The organism is Salinivibrio sp. YCSC6 (genome assembly GCF_004916735.1).
Lineage (GTDB): Bacteria > Pseudomonadota > Gammaproteobacteria > Enterobacterales > Vibrionaceae > Salinivibrio > Salinivibrio proteolyticus.
The window spans coordinates 284,124-301,564 of the sequence record NZ_CP039516.1 but is presented as its reverse complement, the minus strand read 5'-3'; the positions used below and the strand labels follow the sequence as shown (position 1 = coordinate 301,564).

At 52.6% G+C, this 17,441-nt stretch carries 14 protein-coding genes; 7 read left to right on the top strand and 7 right to left on the bottom strand.

All coding sequences use genetic code 11. The features are described from left to right. Positions 1–40: 40 nt before the first annotated feature. Both rpmA and rplU read right to left on the bottom strand, forming a co-directional pair. Positions 41–298 carry a 50S ribosomal protein L27 gene (gene rpmA / locus E8E00_RS01365; protein WP_069589603.1) on the bottom strand — a complete coding sequence of 86 codons (258 nt, stop codon included), beginning with the start codon at positions 296–298 and terminating at the stop codon, positions 41–43. Positions 299–317: 19 nt separating this feature from the next. Continuing rightward, positions 318–629, bottom strand: a complete 312-nt coding sequence (gene rplU, locus E8E00_RS01360) for a 50S ribosomal protein L21 (protein WP_069589607.1) — start codon at positions 627–629, stop codon at positions 318–320. Positions 630–993: 364 nt separating this feature from the next. Between rplU and ispB the strand changes: the two genes are divergently transcribed. Then, positions 994–1,965, top strand: a complete 972-nt coding sequence (ispB, locus tag E8E00_RS01355) for an octaprenyl diphosphate synthase (protein WP_069589608.1) — start codon at positions 994–996, stop codon at positions 1,963–1,965. 81 nt (positions 1,966–2,046) lie between these two features. Here ispB and mdh read toward each other — a convergent pair whose 3' ends face one another. Beyond that, a complete protein-coding gene (gene mdh / locus E8E00_RS01350; RefSeq protein WP_069589609.1) occupies positions 2,047–2,985 on the bottom strand; it encodes a malate dehydrogenase in 939 nt (312 codons plus the stop codon). 293 nt (positions 2,986–3,278) lie between these two features. Here mdh and argR point away from each other — a divergent pair, with 293 nt between their 5' ends. The 3 genes from argR to E8E00_RS01335 all read left to right on the top strand — a co-directional run bounded on the left by argR (position 3,279) and on the right by E8E00_RS01335 (position 7,117). Continuing rightward, positions 3,279–3,749, top strand: a complete 471-nt coding sequence (gene argR / locus E8E00_RS01345; protein WP_069589610.1) for a transcriptional regulator ArgR — start codon at positions 3,279–3,281, stop codon at positions 3,747–3,749. Positions 3,750–4,053: 304 nt separating this feature from the next. Next, positions 4,054–6,624 (top strand): TRAP transporter permease, encoded by a 2,571-nt coding sequence (locus E8E00_RS01340; protein ID WP_069589611.1) that lies wholly within the window; start codon positions 4,054–4,056, stop codon positions 6,622–6,624. Between the two features lie 61 nt (positions 6,625–6,685). Then, on the top strand, positions 6,686–7,117 hold the full coding sequence (locus tag E8E00_RS01335; RefSeq protein WP_069589614.1) for a universal stress protein: 432 nt from the start codon (positions 6,686–6,688) through the stop codon (positions 7,115–7,117). Positions 7,118–7,158: 41 nt separating this feature from the next. Here the strand turns inward: E8E00_RS01335 and E8E00_RS01330 are convergent, their stop codons facing one another. Together E8E00_RS01330 and mpl are read right to left on the bottom strand one after the other, a co-directional pair. Then, complete coding sequence (locus tag E8E00_RS01330; RefSeq protein ID WP_069589616.1) at positions 7,159–7,779, bottom strand: flavin prenyltransferase UbiX; 621 nt, start codon at positions 7,777–7,779, stop codon at positions 7,159–7,161. Further along, entirely contained in the window at positions 7,769–9,142 is a 1,374-nt protein-coding gene (gene mpl / locus E8E00_RS01325; RefSeq protein WP_096630028.1) for a UDP-N-acetylmuramate:L-alanyl-gamma-D-glutamyl-meso-diaminopimelate ligase, read from the bottom strand. The genes E8E00_RS01330 and mpl overlap by 11 nt, the downstream gene beginning before the upstream one ends. Before the next feature lie 259 nt (positions 9,143–9,401). Between mpl and fbp the strand changes: the two genes are divergently transcribed. Both fbp and ppa read left to right on the top strand, forming a co-directional pair. After that, positions 9,402–10,424, top strand: coding sequence for a class 1 fructose-bisphosphatase (gene fbp, locus E8E00_RS01320; RefSeq protein WP_096630030.1), 1,023 nt, complete (start codon positions 9,402–9,404; stop codon positions 10,422–10,424). Between the two features lie 128 nt (positions 10,425–10,552). Then, positions 10,553–11,080, top strand: coding sequence for an inorganic diphosphatase (ppa, locus tag E8E00_RS01315; RefSeq protein WP_069589628.1), 528 nt, complete (start codon positions 10,553–10,555; stop codon positions 11,078–11,080). Between the two features lie 51 nt (positions 11,081–11,131). On the opposite strand, the gene E8E00_RS01310 is transcribed toward ppa, so the two are convergent. Beyond that, positions 11,132–14,902, bottom strand: a complete 3,771-nt coding sequence (locus E8E00_RS01310) for a translocation/assembly module TamB domain-containing protein (RefSeq protein WP_096630033.1) — start codon at positions 14,900–14,902, stop codon at positions 11,132–11,134. Next, entirely contained in the window at positions 14,899–16,602 is a 1,704-nt protein-coding gene (locus tag E8E00_RS01305; RefSeq protein WP_096630036.1) for an autotransporter assembly complex family protein, read from the bottom strand. The genes E8E00_RS01310 and E8E00_RS01305 overlap by 4 nt, the downstream gene beginning before the upstream one ends. A 183-nt stretch (positions 16,603–16,785) precedes the next feature. Between E8E00_RS01305 and msrA the strand changes: the two genes are divergently transcribed. Further along, positions 16,786–17,424: a peptide-methionine (S)-S-oxide reductase MsrA gene (msrA, locus tag E8E00_RS01300; protein WP_077662803.1), complete on the top strand. Its 639-nt coding sequence runs from the start codon at positions 16,786–16,788 to the stop codon at positions 17,422–17,424. The last annotated feature ends 17 nt before the right edge of the window (positions 17,425–17,441 follow it).

Sequence of the window (17,441 nt, the reverse complement as noted above, 5' to 3'; positions counted from 1 at the left end):
GCCAAGTGGCAGGGCTTCAAAATTCGCTTGGCGTTGAAACTTATTCAGCTTCGATAGTAACGAATTTACGGTTCTGAGGACCTTTAGTCTCGAACTTCACTTTACCGTCGGTCAAAGCGAATAGAGTGTGGTCTTTACCGCAACCTACGTTAGTACCTGCGTGGAATTTAGTACCACGCTGACGCACGATGATGTTACCTGCTAGAACAGACTCACCACCGAAACGCTTAACACCTAGACGTTTACTTTCTGAATCGCGGCCGTTTTTAGTAGAACCGCCAGCTTTTTTGTGTGCCATCTCTTCTCTCTCCTAACTCTTAAGCGCTGATGCCAGTGATTTTCACTTCAGTGAACCACTGACGGTGGCCCATTTGCTTGCGAGAATGTTTACGACGACGGAATTTGACGACTTTCACTTTATCGCCACGACCGTGGGTAACAACTTCCGCTGTTACTTTACCGCCACTAACAAATGGCGCGCCAACTTTAACGTCTTCGCCGTTTGCTACTAGCAGCACGTTGTCAAATTCAACACTTTCGCCAGTTTCAACGTCTAGCTTTTCCAAGCGAATAGTCTGGCCTTCGCTTACTCGGTGTTGCTTACCACCACTTTGGAAAACTGCGTACATGGTTTACTCCGCATTTCCGCACGGCCTACTGCGTTTAATATTTGAGCAGTAAGGGGTGCGCATATAATTCATCAATAGGGCGCGAATTCTACGGTAGAAATTGATTTGAGGCAAGAGGGGATCGCAAGAAAATTGGTGAAAAGCTGCTCAGCATAGATTCCCACACTTTTTGCAGGCCTGAGAGCTATCTCGTCGCACGTGATTTGGTGTACCATTGATACCTCAAACACCCGCGCTAGCGCCGATACTGACCCTGAAAGTACGCCAACGCTGATACGTCATGCGTCTTTCATCCATCACGTCGTAGAAACGTGCAGTTTTGTGGCGGCAAGCAAGCAACTAGGACAAAGCCCGGATTTTATTCATGGATTTCAAATCAATCCAAGCCTTGATCAGTGATGACATGGCGCAGGTCGATCAAAAAATACTGGCTCAACTCAATTCTGACGTCGCGCTTATTAACCAACTTGGCTTTTACATCGTAAACAGCGGGGGTAAACGCTTACGCCCTATGTTGGCGGTTCTTGCGGCGCGAGCCCTTGGGTATCAAGGTGAAAAGCACACCACAGCGGCCGCGTTTATTGAGTTTATTCATACCGCTACCTTGCTTCATGATGATGTGGTCGATGAATCGGATTTACGCCGTGGCAATGCAACGGCCAATGCCATGTTCGGTAATGCCGCTAGTGTGCTGGTCGGCGACTACATCTACACCCGCTCATTCCAAATGATGACCAGTTTGCGCTCATTGAAGATATTGGATCTGATGAGTGAGGCCACCAATGTGATTGCCGAAGGGGAAGTGCTGCAGTTAATGAACTGTAACGACCCAAATACCACCGAAGCGAGCTACATGCAGGTGATCTACTCTAAAACCGCACGTCTTTTTGAGGCAGCGACCCAGGTCGGGGCCATTCTCAACGACGCGGATCCGGAGACAGAAAAAGCCTTCCAAGATTATGGCCGCTATTTGGGAACGGCGTTTCAGCTGATTGATGATGTCATGGACTACACCAGCGCGGATGACGAAATGGGCAAGCATGCCGGCGATGATCTAGCCGAAGGGAAACCGACGCTCCCCCTGCTGCATGCGATGCAACACGGCACTGAGCATCAATCGGCTATGATCCGCGAAGCCATTGAGAAAGGGAATGGACGGGACAAACTCGAGACGATTTTGGCCTGCATGGACCAATGTGGCTCCTTGTCCTATACCCGTGAGCGTGCAGAGCAAGAATCAGAAAAGGCGATTCGCGCCCTAGATGGTTTAGCGGATTCGGATTACAAGGCCGCCTTAGTCGCGTTGGCAAAATTGGCGGTTAACCGGAATAAGTAACCACAAGCGTCTATCGCTATTTAGCGACAAGCAAGCATAAAAAACGGCGCATATCGCGCCGTTTTTTCATCGATGAAGGGGCTATTTCGCCGCGAATTCTTCACCCATTTGAATGTCTTTACGCAAGGTGTCGAGCATATCGTCCATAGCTTTTTGCTCAAACGCGCTCAGCTCACCGATGCTCAAGATCTCTTCCACACCGTTTTTACCCAGACGCACCGGTTGGGCAAAGAAGCGCGCGTGCTGACCATCGCCTTCCACGTAGGCACACTCCACCACATTTGACTCACCTTGTAGCGCGCGCACTAGAGATAGGCCGAAACGGCAAGCTGCTTGCCCCATCGACAAGGTCGCAGAGCCGCCACCTGCTTTGGCTTCGACAACTTCTGTGCCCGCATTTTGGATACGTGGCGTAAGTGCTGCGACTTCTTCGTCAGTAAAGCTCACTCCTTTCACCTGAGACAGCAAAGGCAAAATGGTAACGCCTGAGTGACCGCCGATCACCGGAATGGAAACCTCTCGAGGATCCATGCCTTTTAGCTCACCAATAAAGGTTTCAGAGCGAATCACATCCAAGGTGGTGACGCCGAACAATTTGTTTTTATCGTAGACGCCTTTGGCTTTGAGGACATCCGCTGCAATCGCCACTGTCGTGTTCACTGGGTTGGTGATAATACCGACACACGCTTTCGGGCAAACATCGGCAATTTTTTCCGCCAAGGACTTAACAATACCGGCGTTTACGTTGAACAGATCTGAGCGGTCCATGCCAGGCTTACGGGCGACGCCAGCAGAAATCAAGACCACGTCCGCGCCTTCCAGCGCTGGAGTTGGGTCTTCACCGCTGTAGCCTTTAATAGAAACCGGGGTTGGGATATGGCTTAAATCCACAGCTACCCCAGGGGTAACCGGTGCGATATCGTACAGAGCCAAGTCGGAACCCGCTGGCAGGTTATTTTTTAGCAGTAGGGCTAACGCCTGACCAATGCCTCCCGCGGCGCCAATCACAGCAACTTTCATGTCGTTCTCCTTTCGATATTTCTTATAGTCCGGATCCGGTCCGGCTTCTGTTCGGGCACAAATCGCCACGTAATGGTGCGAACTGTGGGCTCATCATATGCCCGCCTATGCGTGCACTCAAGCGTCAAGCGGTGATGATCAGCCAAAGCTCTCATTTTTCTTTTTGCTGCGTTGAAATCGCGTGAATCGAGTTAGGAACAGTGATGCTGTCGCCAATTTGTGGGGTCAGCAATTGCCCTTCGGTGAATGTATATGCAAAATAGCCACTCGTTTGTCATTGCGAGTCAGCCGTCATGCGTAACTCAGAAAAACAAGACCAATTGGTTCGGGCGTTTAAAGCCATCCTCAAAGAAGAAAAGTTCAGTTCTCAGGGCGAGATCGTGGAAGCCTTACGTGCTCAAGGATTTGAGGGCATTAACCAGTCGAAAGTGTCGCGCATGTTGACCAAGTTCGGCGCTGTACGTACCCGAAATGCCAAGATGGAGATGGTGTACTGCCTTCCTATCGAATTGGGCGTGCCGACCACGGGCAGCGCATTGCGCGAGCTGGTGATGGAAATCGACTATAACGAAGCGGTTGTCGTCATTCACACTGGTCCAGGCGCGGCACAATTAATTGCCCGTTTACTGGACTCTCTTGGCAAGGCAGAAGGGATTTTGGGCGCCGTCGCTGGGGATGACACCATCTTTATCACACCAACCCGTGGCACCACCACAGAGGCACTTTTTGAAGCCGTCTGTGACCTGTTTGAATACCACTACTAATCTTTTTATAAGGCAGCGTGGTTCCGCTGCCTGTCTATCTTTTCCCCTCTTTGCTACACACCTTTTCACACAAAAGCGATAACATCCTTTTAATTTTTCTTTATCGCTCTGTTACTATCGGCGTTTGACCGCCAACAATCGATTAACGCATTGGCCACCCATCGGCCCATTATAATTAACGGTTAGGTACTCATCGTTGACACTGATGTCATTGTCTACAGGCTATGCTTTGTGACAGAGAGTACCCTTTTCTCGGGACATTGCTGCCGCTCTCGCGGTGCAAATGATAATAAGGACAAACTGCATGACGAAGACAAGTCAATCGTCTCCTGATGTGCAAGACATGGTCGCGCAAGCGGATACAGGTGCGCGCTCACCTCATGGACTGCCGGGACGCATTTTATGGCTGGTACCACTTTTTTGGTCACTGTTTCAGCTATGGTATGCCTCACCTCTCCCCTTTATGCTCGATTTTGGTGTCCTCAATGACACCGAAGCTCGCGCCGTTCACCTCGCTTTCGCGATGTTCTTGGCCTACACCGCTTATCCTGCATTAAAAACCTCTCCCCGCGATCGTATCCCCCTACTCGACTGGGTATTCGCCTTAGCGGGAAGCTTTGCCGCAGGGTATTTATTCTTATTTTATAATGATCTAGCTGGACGCGCCGGCGCTTATACCGACGTGGATATCACGGTCGCTGCCATTGGTATGGTGTTGATGCTTGAGGCGACCCGCCGTGCACTTGGCCCGCCACTGATGGTGGTCGCCGGTGTATTCTTGCTCTACACCTTCGCCGGTCCCTATATGCCGGATGTGATCGCACACAAAGGGGCGAGCTTAAATAAAGCCATGTCGCATCTGTGGCTCACCACCGAAGGGGTTTTCGGGGTGGCGCTGGGCGTCTCTACCTCGTTTGTATTCCTGTTTGTCCTATTCGGGGCATTACTCGATCGTGCCGGTGCTGGCGGCTACTTCATTAAAGTGGCCTTCTCACTACTCGGGCACATGCGCGGTGGCCCCGCCAAAGCCGCAGTGGTCGCGTCCGGCCTGTCCGGTTTAGTCTCGGGTTCATCAATTGCCAACGTAGTGACTACCGGGACCTTTACCATTCCCTTGATGAAACGTGTGGGTTTCCCAAGCCATAAAGCCGGCGCGGTTGAGGTAGCCGCCTCGACCAATGGCCAGCTCACCCCACCCATTATGGGAGCAGCAGCATTCTTGATGGTGGAATACGTGGGGATTTCCTACGTCGAGGTGATTAAAGCCGCACTGCTTCCTGCACTGATCTCTTACATTGCCCTAATTTACATCGTGCACTTAGAAGCGTGTAAGGCTGGGATGCAGGGCCTACCGCGCCGCCACACCAGCACCTTGCTACAAAAACTGTTCTCATTTATGACCGTGTTTGTGGGCTTACTGGTCCTCAGCGCTGCGGTCTATTACGGTATCGGTTGGACCAAAGATGTGTTCGGTGCCATGGCAACCGTTATCATTGGCCTGCTGACACTAATCGCTTATGTGCTGTTGGTGCGCTATTCCGCTCAGTACAAATCCGAAGCGGCAGAAGACCCTGCTGCCGCCGATTTGTCCGAAGTGCCGGAGCCAGGCCCAACCGTGCGTTCTGGCTTGTACTATTTGTTGCCTATTGGCGTATTGGTTTGGTGTTTGACCGTCGAACGCTTCTCACCGGGTTTGTCCGCATTTTGGGCGACCGTGTTTATGATTTTTATCATTCTCACCCAGCGCCCGCTGATTGCTTACTTCAATCAACGGACCAACTTTAAAGAAGAAATCCGCGACGGTGTGGTCGATCTGGCCGAAGCCTTTGTGACCGGTGCGCGTAACATGATTGGTATCGGTGTTGCCACCGCAGCTGCGGGGATTGTGGTGGGTACCGTCACCCTCACTGGCATCGGTCTAGTGATGACGGACTTTGTCGAGTTTATCTCCGGCGGTAACATCTTCCTGATGCTGCTGTTTACCGCGGTCATCAGCTTGCTATTGGGGATGGGTCTACCGACTACCGCCAACTATATCGTGGTCTCCACGCTGATGGCGCCCGTGATTGTTACCTTAGGCGCACAACAAGGGCTGATCATTCCCTTGATCGCGGTACACTTGTTCGTGTTCTACTTTGGTATCCTTGCCGATGACACGCCACCGGTCGGCTTGGCCGCCTTTGCCGCGGCGGCCATTGCTAAATCCGACCCGATACGTACCGGTGTGCAGGGCTTTACCTACGACATCCGTACCGCCATCCTGCCGTTTATGTTTATTTTCAACACTCAGTTGTTGTTGCTAGACCTAGAAGGCCCTATTCACCTGATCTTAACCGTGGTGTCGGCAACCATCGCAATGCTGGCTTTTTCCGCCGCAACACAAGGGTGGTGGCTCACTAAGAATAAATGGTGGGAAACTGCTCTGCTTCTAGTGATCACCTTCTCGCTCTTCCGTCCTGGCTTTTGGTGGGATGAAGTATACCCACCGACCACCAGCTATCCGGGCACTGAATTAGTGCGTATCGCAGGCACCTTGCCTGAAGGCGAGCCATTACAGCTTGAAGTGGAAGGGGAAAACTTCTTTGGCGAGCAGATAGCGAAACATGTCGTGCTCCCCATCGATCACAGCTTGGAAAGCGGCGAAGCACGCGTCAGTGACACAGGCCTCATGCTCCGTGAAGAAGATGGCAAACTCTTGGTAGATATGATTCAGTTTGGCAGTGATGCAGACAAAGCAGGCATCGATTTTGATTGGCAAATCAAAGCCGTGACTGTCGACAATGTCCGCCCATGGAAAGAATGGGTCTTCGTGCCAACTTTGTTGCTCTTGGCATTACTCGGCTGGAATCAGCGCCGTCGCATTCGCCAAGCCTAGTGTTAAGGGCACGTGTTTGACCGCGTGCCCTTTTCTTTTTTAGACCGTAAAGGATATCGCTATGTATAAACACATCTTGGTTCCGGTTGACCTCAATGATGAGAGCTTTGCTGACAAGGCCGTCGATCATGCCGTCTGGCTGGCCAGCCAATCTGGCGCAAAAATACACCTACTGACTGTGCTGCCGGGCATTCATAATTCGATGGTGGCCTCTTATTTCCCCGAAGACGCCGCCAACAAAATGAAACGCGATATGAAGCGAAACTTACAAGGCTTTGCGGATAAATACGTGCCAAAAACCATCGCCTGTGAGGTGTCGATCGCGGAAGGAAAGCCTTACAAGGGGATCATTAAAACCGCCGAGCGTATTGGCTGCGATCTCATCGTGATGCCAAGCCACAAACGTTCACGTGTCAATAAGATGATGCTCGGCTCCGTCGCCGCCAAAGTGCTCGAAGGGGCGACAGTGCACGTGATGGTACTCAAACCTTAGTGTATAGTGCTCAGGCATGCCTGCGCTTGCCTGAGCGCCGTTCATCGTTCGCGTTGATCATAGCCCCAACGTGGTACCAGCTGTTGCTCTGCGCCGATATGATCCAAAATACGCGCCACCATAAAGTCGACGAGATCGTCTATTGACTGGGGTTGATGATAAAAACCCGGCGCAGCTGGCATAATCGTCACCCCCATTTGCGACAGCTTGTGCATGTTCTCAAGATGCAAGGTCGAAAATGGCGTCTCACGCACCACCAACAGAAGTTGTCCGCGCTCTTTGAGCACCACATCCGCCGCCCGTTCAATCAGGTTATCGGACAAGCCATGCGCAATCGACGCCAATGAACCGGCGGAGCAAGGGCATACCACCATTTGCTTCGGTGCCGCTGACCCTGAGGCAACTGGCGAAAACCAATCCTCTTTGCCACACACTACTAGCTTATCCGTGTTGCACTGTAAATGTTCCACCAATACCTTTTTGGCCGCGTCAGGCCCGGCAGGCAATTTCAGGCCATGTTCGGTGGCTAACACCACACGTGCTGCCGATGAGATCAATAAGAAAACCTGATAATCCTGTGCAAGTAGGCATTCGAGCAAACGTAGCCCGTATGGCGCGCCAGATGCACCTGTCCATGCCAGAGTGATGCGTTTATCCGCCATGCTTTTCCCCTTTATCGCCGAGCGCGTTAAGCAGCTTGTCGTGAATACCACCAAAGCCACCATTACTCATCACCAACACGGTATCGCCTGCTTGGGCTTGCTCACATAAAGCGGTTACCAACCCATCAATATCGGCATGAATATGCGCCGGCTGCTCGCAGCTATCCACCACCGCTTCAAGCGACCAATCCAGCCCTTGGGGTTGGAACAAGAACACTTGGTCAGCACGAGCCAATGACGCCGCCAAGGTGTCTTTGTGAACCCCTTGCTTCATGGTATTGGAACGAGGCTCTAACACCGCCAGAATACGGCCATTACCGACTTTCGCACGTAACCCCTCAAGGGTCAGTCGAATCGCCGTCGGGTGATGAGCAAAGTCATCATACACAGTGACACCGGCTTGCTCGCCGCGCCACTCTAGGCGTCGCTTGGTATTGATAAAGGTCTCGAGCGACTGGCAGGCTAAGTCAGGCGTCACGCCCACATGACGCGCTGCCGCAATGGCCATTAACGCATTACGCACATTATGATCGCCAACCAAGTCCCAGTTCACGTCCCCAACATGCTCGCTGGCAAAATACACCGAAAAATGACTGCCGGCTGGATCTTTTTTCACCGTCTGCCATTGTCCATCTGGTCCTGCATAGACGCATTCACTCCAGCACCCCATGGCAAGCGTCTCTGCGACATTGGCATCGTCGGAGGGCGCAATGATTTGACCAATCCCCGGCACAGTTCGCACCACATGGTTGAATTGCTTTTGAATCGCGGCCAAATCATCAAATATGTCGGCATGGTCGAACTCAAGGTTGTTGATCACCAAGGTTTTCGGTTGGTAATGAACAAACTTGGAGCGTTTATCAAAAAACGCGCTGTCATATTCATCGGCTTCTACCACAAAAAATGGGCTATCGCCCAATCGTGCGGAGCCATTAAAATTCCCCGCGACACCGCCAATCAAGAAACCGGGCGCGTAGCCACAATCTTCTAAGATCCATGCCAACATGCTAGCGGTAGTGGTTTTACCATGTGTGCCAGAAACCGCCAGCACCCAGCGGTCTCGTAATAAGAAATCATGCAACCATTGCGGGCCTGATGTGTACGGTAAGCCTTGGTTTAGTACCGCCTCAACACAGGGATTGCCACGACTCATTGCATTACCAATCACCACAAGGTCTGGAACGGGGGCAAGCTGAGCCGGATCATAACCTTCGATAATCTCAATACCCTGAGAGTCGAGTAACGTACTCATCGGGGGGTAAACATGGCTATCAGAGCCGGTCACCCTGTGCCCCAATTGTTTTGCGAGCATCGCGGCGCCACCCATAAAGGTGCCGCAGATGCCGAGAATATGAATATGCATAGCGTTCACTGTGTTGTATTGGTTACTCAGCCATCCGGCATAAGGCTGTCATTATGCCTTGGATTGGCGCTTGGGTCTTATCGCTTGCGTACATCTGACATGGTTTTTATGTGGCGATCACACTTCCCTTGCTCCATGTATTTCTTCAGTACGATTAAAAAGTCGCTGGCGCTAGAATATCCGCGATTTTAAGAGGCAGCTGACTGCCCATGTATCCGATTGCATCAGAAAGAAAGTTCATCATCATTAAGGATTGAGAATGCCCGACATTAAGACCCTCGGCGAGTATATTGTTGAGAAACAGCACGCCTTCCCGCACGCCAGCGGTGATTTATCTTCTCTTCTCGCCTCCATCCGTCTGGCCGCCAAAATTGTTAACCGTGAAGTCAACAAAGCCGGTCTGGTCGATATTGCCGGCGCGATTGGCACAGAAAACGCACAAGGCGAAGAGCAGCAAAAGCTCGATGTCTACGCCAACGAAAAGTTTAAAGCCGCCATGGAAGCCCGCGACCACGTCTGTGGTGTCGCCAGTGAAGAAGAAGACGAAGCGGTTATTTTCAACAAGCAACTCAACCGCAATGCCAAGTATGTGGTCCTCATCGACCCACTGGATGGCTCCTCTAACATTGATGTTAATGTGTCTGTTGGCACCATTTTCTCTATCTACCACCGCGTATCGCCGGTGGGTACTCCCCCCACCGAGGAAGACTTCTTGCAGCCCGGCCACCGCCAAGTGGCTGCCGGTTACGTCATTTACGGCTCATCAACCATGTTGGTTTACACCACAGGCGATGGCGTGCACGGTTTTACCTATGACCCGTCGCTTGGGCTATTCTGCTTGTCGCATGAAAACATGACCATTCCCCAAGACGGTAACATCTACTCGATTAACGAAGGGAACTACATCAAATTCCCACAAGGCGTCAAAAAATATATCAAGTACTGTCAAGAAAACGTCCCTAATGAGAAGCGTCCCTACACCTCACGCTATATTGGCTCTTTGGTCGCGGACTTTCACCGCAACCTGCTAAAAGGCGGTATTTACTTATACCCCAGCACACTCGCGTATCCAAACGGCAAGCTACGCTTGCTTTACGAGTGCAACCCAATGGCGTTTATTATTGAGCAAGCTGGTGGTAAAGCGACCGATGGTACCCAGCGCATCATGGATATCGATCCGAAAGAATTGCACCAACGCGTGCCTTTCTTTGTCGGCTCAAGCAATATGGTGGACAAAGTCGGTGAATTCCTCGATCGCTACCCCGATCACGACGATAACTAGGTGCAGTAAGACGGTGAGATTTCATCGCAAATCATGATTAAGAGGCGACCACGGCGGTCGCCTCTGTTATTTTCACGCTCGGTGGTTATAATTGGCACACACTTTTTTGATAAACAAAAGGACATCCCATGAGCCTGAACCAGGTCCCAGCGGGCAAAGATCTGCCTGAAGATATTTATGTGGTGATTGAAATTCCTGCCAACGCCGATCCAATCAAGTACGAAGTCGACAAAGACAGCGGCGCCGTATTCGTTGATCGCTTCATGGCAACGCCTATGTTCTACCCATGTAACTATGGCTATGTAAACCACACCTTGTCTTTGGACGGCGACCCAGTTGACGTGCTGGTTCCAACCCCATTCCCATTGGTACCCGGCTCAGTGATCCGCTGTCGCCCTGTTGGTGTGCTGAAAATGACCGACGAGTCTGGTGAAGATGCCAAAGTGATCGCGGTACCGCACAGCAAGCTGACCAAAGAGTACGATCACGTGAAAGACGTGAACGACCTGCCTGAGCTGCTAAAAGCACAAATCACGCACTTCTTCGAGCGCTATAAAGAGCTAGAAGCCGGCAAGTGGGTGAAAGTAGACGGTTGGGAAGATGCCCAAGCGGCAAAAGACGAAATCTTGTCTTCATTTGAGCGCGCGCAAAAATAATCGTGCCATCGCCATGAAGCTAGAAGTCCGCGTCAACACGCGGGCTTTTTTCTATTTGATCTCAAACTGATAGAGAAGATCCACCGCCTGATCGACACCGGACACTGCTTCAAGGTAGAGATCTTTCATCAATCGATAGCGCACCGTGAACACCCCTATCGCATCAAAGATCCCCACCCCATACTTCACTTCCAAGTCAGGCAGAATATATCCCGAGACCTCGACTTTTTGCTCATCGCCAGCACCAGAGGTATCGAGAGTCAGATCCTCGACCCCAAACGCCTGACCAATCTCGCCCACCAGTTTGCCACTTTGCGCCAAGCCCAAACCAATCAGCATCGAGGTCATATTGGCATCACCGGCGCCAGCATCAAGCGCGCGGCCGCGTAACAAGTATGACAAGGCATTGGCCTGTGAACCCGCCGGGTCCATAAATACAGTCGCCACCGGCTCATCGGCAGGCCCTGTGAGTCGGATCCCCGCGACCACATCGCCCTCAGTGCGCTCGGGATTACGAATCGCTTCGACTTGCAAATACGGCTGATCCGCGGGGCCATTGAATAAGATCTCCCCTTTACGGATAATCAAATCTTGTCCAAATGAGCGATAGGTCCCTTCCAGCAAGCTCACGTTGCCGACAATCAAGGCGCCTTTGCGGTTGTTCTTAATGTTAAGTTCACCTGCCAAACGCGACTTCAAGCCAAACGCTGCCAGCCGTACTTCATCGCCAAGCACTAAGCGCACATCCGTGACCAAATTAAAGGGAACCGCGTCTTTTTGTTCCGCGTCTTCAGGCTCATAATTTTGATTGAGGATCACCGTATCATCCGACACAGTGACTGCCGACTCCGGTAAATGTTCCACTTCAACAAGTCCCCATGGCACCTCAATATCGCCGCGAATCGCCACTTGTTCCGGGGTTGCTGAAACCGTTAAGTCAGGCGCGACATCAAGACGGACCATCGGAGGCACATTCACCCGCAATGCATCGCCCGCGACATTCAGATTAAACAACCAATCTCTCACGGTCGGCCATCGACCCTCGCCTTTGAGGCGCAAGGTGCCATCGGGAGTAATCAGCTGACCGGTTAACTGTCCTTGCTGACCATCTAGGTTGACCGTCACCTGTCCGTCATTAACATCAACCGGCGATGATAGCCCTTTCACACGTAATGCGCTGATATCCAGCTCGCCAAAGACTTGTGGCAATGTAATCGGGCCTTTAACGCGTAAGTTAGCATTCACTTCGCCATTAACATCGGCTTGTTTGTCGCCGCCGAGTAAGGGTTCCAGTTTGGCAAGTTGCACCGCATTCACGTGCACATTCCCATCAATCGTACGTGTCGACGCTAACAGATCATTCAAGGTAAAGGCTGATGCCAGTGTGCCGCCCTCAGACAAGGTGAGTGCCAGCGCGCCTTGCAGTGCATCTTGATGCCAACGCGCATTGAGGTTGGCATGCTGCCAGCCAATCACCAGTGGCGTGTCGGCCTGCTGGCGCAGATTGCCATCCGCGATATCAATCGAGGCTTGCACATCCGGCGAGGCATCAGGCTGCCAGCGTGCATGCACCGCGGCATTGGCACGTGTATCAAGTTGCCATTCCGGCGGTAAGAAGGCAGCGATTTGCGCCGCTTCAAAGCCTTCAACTTTAGCGACGACATCACCTTGCTCGCCGATCGTTGCCGGTTGCGATAAGCACAAAGACGTTGCTTGCCACTGCCAACAATGTTCGCCAACTTCGGTTTGCATATCAGCGAAACTAAACGCAATGGGTGCCGCACTTTGCTGCACAATATCGCCAAGATCTTCCACGTTCACTGATGTATTAAGTAATCGCCCTTTCCAGCCTGTCTCTCGCGCTAGCGCGCCTTCAATACGTAACGCGCCAGACGCCGGTGCCCCTTGCCAGCGCAAATCCAGCTGATGGGCCGCTTCATCACCGCGCACAGTTAAATCGAGGTTATCCAAGCGCGCGGTTTGATAGCGTCCGCCCAATACCGACACCGTCAAATCACCACCCAAGTGGTCTTTCACGGCCAGATCACCGTCTACCGTTAGCTGATTAATGCGCACATCTTGCCAACGCAATTGCTTAGCATGAATCGCCAACTTTGCGGTTGGCTGCGCAAACGGCCCGCTTAGGTTCGCATCGCCGCGGATCACACCAGTGAACATCGGCAAGGATTGCGATAAGTCGGCAATATCGACCGACAGTCCCATTTGCCACTCATCACGCACTTGTCCTTGCGCCGTCACTTGGTTAGGGCCGTGTGACAGCGTCAATCCCGGTGTCGACACGCTCGGTTGACCATCGCCATCACGATCATGCGCGTTAAGCGCGCCCGCGACCGCTAGCGGCAGTTTTTGCAACTCCCCATGCACCACCAACGTAGGCACAGATACCTCCCACCCGCCTTGGACCGTTAAGCGGCCACGATGGCTGATTGCGCCGGTTAGATCTCCTGCGATCTCCGGCCATTGCCGCTGAGGTTGGATGTTGGCAAAGCCTAACTCAGCTTGCCAAAAAGGTACGCTGGACCAATCCACGCTGGCACGACCGGCCACCTTACCTCCAAGCGTATTAGCTTCAAGCTGCGAGAGAGTCAGCGCCGTCAGGCTGCCTTTTCCGGCAAGGTTCAGCTGAGTGGTTGGCACGTCAGGGCCATCAACGTCAGTGTGTAAGCCAAGCTGATAGTCAGATAGATCGCCATCGGCGTGAAAGTGTAGCTCGCGTAATGCCGCGATCGTGTCCCCCGTCAGCGGCCACGCCAAGGCTTTGCTGTCCAATTGCGCCGCAAAAGGTAAGTTTGCCGCCAGCAGGTTTGCCTCTCCTTCCAGTGTCGCCGTCACCGGACCGCGTGCATTCGCGCTTAGCTTAAGCGCGGCTAGGCTTCCTGAGGCTGACAGCGATAAAGCTTGGTCTTGAAGGGGAGCAAGGTTATTGGTCAACTCAGCTTGCAAGGTAAGTGGGTACTCACCTTTAAGTGTAATATCACCTGCAAGACTCGCCGTGCCTTGGGGGGCGGTCACCGAGAAACTATCAATGGTTACCGCACTGCCTCGAACGCTACCCGCCAAAGATAACGCTGAGAGGGTTTGTACTGTGCCCGTGTCAATCCGCGTATCTTGCAGGCGAAGCTGCTCCACCTCGATAGCCAGCGGCAACGCCACCGTGGGTAATTCCAGCCCTGGATAATGCCATGACGGGCTTGCCACCGCGCCATCCGGTTTACCGACCGCTTGGTCGGTGTTTTCTTGAGACTCGGTGTCGCTCGGCAGGCTCACCACCAGCTGCTGCCAATCGGTCGGCGATAGGGTTAAGGTGTCGCCAACAAAATGCACGCCCCCTTGCAGTTGATGCCAACTCACCGACTGCTCGGCAACCTGAATCGCCACATCCTTAAAGGCAAAGGCATTGATATGAATAGGCAACGGCGCTTGGATTGCCGGCGTGGATACGTCTTGCGAGGATGCATCCTCCTCACTCGCCGGCAAATCAATATCAAGCGTGACCCCCTCGGCGGCCAATTGATCAATACAAAGCGCAGGCGTCAGTAAGCACTTACCTTGGATAACAAGCTTTAGCTGCTCGGCATTCAGTTGCAGCTGCGTATCATCATAGCGCACCCCTTGCAGCACAAAGCCGGTGAGTAGACTGCCGTCGGCCTCATCGACTGATAGCGCAGGTAGCGCTTTCTGCGCGCCCCACAGCCCAAGCTGCAAACCCACCGGGGTAAAAAGTGCGGCCGCTACCAACCCCACCAAAGAAAAAATACTGATTAACGCAATAAACGTTAGCCTGACTAACCAACGACTCATAACTCAGGCCCTAGCGTAAGGTGTATACGAAAATCATCATCGTCATTATCAAAGCCACGCGCAACATCAAGACGAATCGGGCCTACCGGCGATGACCAGCGAATACCGGTACCCGCCGCACGCTTCCACGATAAATTGTGGGTCCACGCGTCACCACCATCAGCAAATAATGCCCACCACCAGTTGCCGCCGAGGCGATATTGATACTCTAACGTACCGGTTAACATATAGCGTGCGCCACTGAGCTGACCGCTGTCATCGACAGGCGACACGGTCTCGTAGCCATAACCGCGAATACTGTTATCGCCCCCGGCGAAAAAGCGTAACGATGGCGGCGCTTCGCTGAACTCTTCAGAAATCAGGGCACCACCATCAACACGTAATAAGCCGCGATGGTTTTTATTGAGACTGCGAATCCACGCGCTCCGCCCTTGCAAGCGCACCAAACTAATATCGGACAGCCAAATCGGATCGGCCGCTTCCAATGTAATGGATTGTTTGTCTCCCCAATGCGGCATTAATCCACCGCGAGCACGGGTTCGAGTAAAATTGATCCCAGGCAGCACCACGCTGACGCTATCTTCATCTTGTCCTTGGGTGTAGTCCTCATAAAGCCAGCGTAACGAGACACTGCGTTGCCAGCCGGTATCATACAGCCAATGTCGAGAAATCGAGGTCGATACCTCGAGGCTGGAGGTATCGCGTTGTTCGGTATTTTGTAACCCTAACTGCACTTGATAATACTCGCGGGAAACATCCTCCAAGGGAACCTTGTAGGTCGAGGTCAACGTCTGCTCAGGCTCAGAAATCGCCAGTGATGTGGTGATACTGTGACCGCGTGAGTTATACCAAGGCTTGCGCCAATTAAACTTGAGCCGCGGGCCGATATCGGTGGAATACCCGACCCCAGTTTCAAACTTGTTGCGTGCTTCGGGGGTCAGTGTCACCTTGATCGGTACTTCAGTGTCCTCAGCTTCTTCCATATCTGCTTGGACTAACGCACTGGAAAACCACCCGGTGTTGGCAAGGGCTTGGTTAAACTCACCCAATGCCGAGACCTGATACGGAGCGCCCGGTGAAAAGCCACGTAAGGTATCAAGACGCTGCAACTGAATTTGTGAGCCTTGGTAACGAATCGCGCCAAAGTGGTAACGCTTGCCACTGGCAAAGTGCAAACGAATAAACGCTTGTTGGCGGGTGGGAGAGACTTCGAGACGTGTTTGCGTAAAACGACCATCAAAGTATCCCTTTTTCACCGCCAAGCTTTGGATTTGGCTTTTCAGGGATTCATAGTCTCCGTGGTTAAGAATCTCGCCCGGTTGCGGCCCGTCAGCCTTGAGAGCATGAAAATCGTCATCCATGCCCGCCTCACCGCTAAACACCACATCCACTTGTGCCAAGCGCACAGGTTTGCCCGGATCAACCTTGACCTCCAGCGTAGCGTCTCCGTCCATTCGCGTAGTGATCTTAGGCTTATAAAACCCCACCGCTTGCAGCGCTTTACGCACATCCTGCTCAACGCGGGCAATAAAGCGGTAGGAGCCGTCCCGTTCTTCTGGAGCAATCGCGGCTAAATAGGTCTCGACGTTGTCTTGTGCAATACCATCGAGCCCTTCAATATCAATGTCGACTTCCGCATGGGCGATGCTAGACATCACGCTGATAGCGATCGCGAATAGGGGGAATAGCCGTATATTCATGCAGTGAGATCCAATACCCGGGTGTCGCCCGGCTAAATTGATGATATCTTGCCATATTACGTGTTGAGCGGGGCAGGATGCCAGCATCATGTTGATGACAAGATGCGGAATCCATGCCTGTACGCCAACCCACTGACGCGCACAGCAGTCCGCTTTGCGCTTTTACACCACAGCAGTCAAAGGATGCCTATGTCGATGCAATCTTCCTTTACCCAACCCGAGAATGCGATAGCCGATCGCACCGACCCGATTGTTCCAGCCGAACCGCACGCGGTATTTAATCAGCCTATCACGGCCACCCCCGCGGCCGGTCAAAAACAGGTTATTTTTGGCATGGGCTGTTTTTGGGGTGCCGAACGCAAATGGTGGCAACAGCCGGGTGTCGTGATGACCTCGGTCGGATACAGTGGCGGCGTCACCCAACATCCGCGTTATCAAGACGTATGCACGGGACAAACCGGCCATGCCGAAGTGGTCAATGTGATTTTCGATCCGTCCGTGGTGAGTTTAGACACCCTACTGGCGGTGTTCTGGGAAAACCACGATCCGACCCAAGGCATGCGTCAAGGCAATGACATTGGCCCGCAATATCGTTCCGCGATTTACTATTGTGATCCGGCGGACCAAGCCAGCGTCGAGGCAAGTCTGGCGACCTACCAAGCGGCATTGAGAGAGGCCGGCAAGTCAGATGCGGTCACCACTGAGATCGCACCGGCTGGCGCTTACTACTTTGCTGAAACTGACCACCAGCAGTACCTACACAAAAACCCGCAAGGCTACTGCGGCTTAGGTGGCACAGGTGTGTGTTTCCCACCACAATAAGTCTTTGGCAATTAACC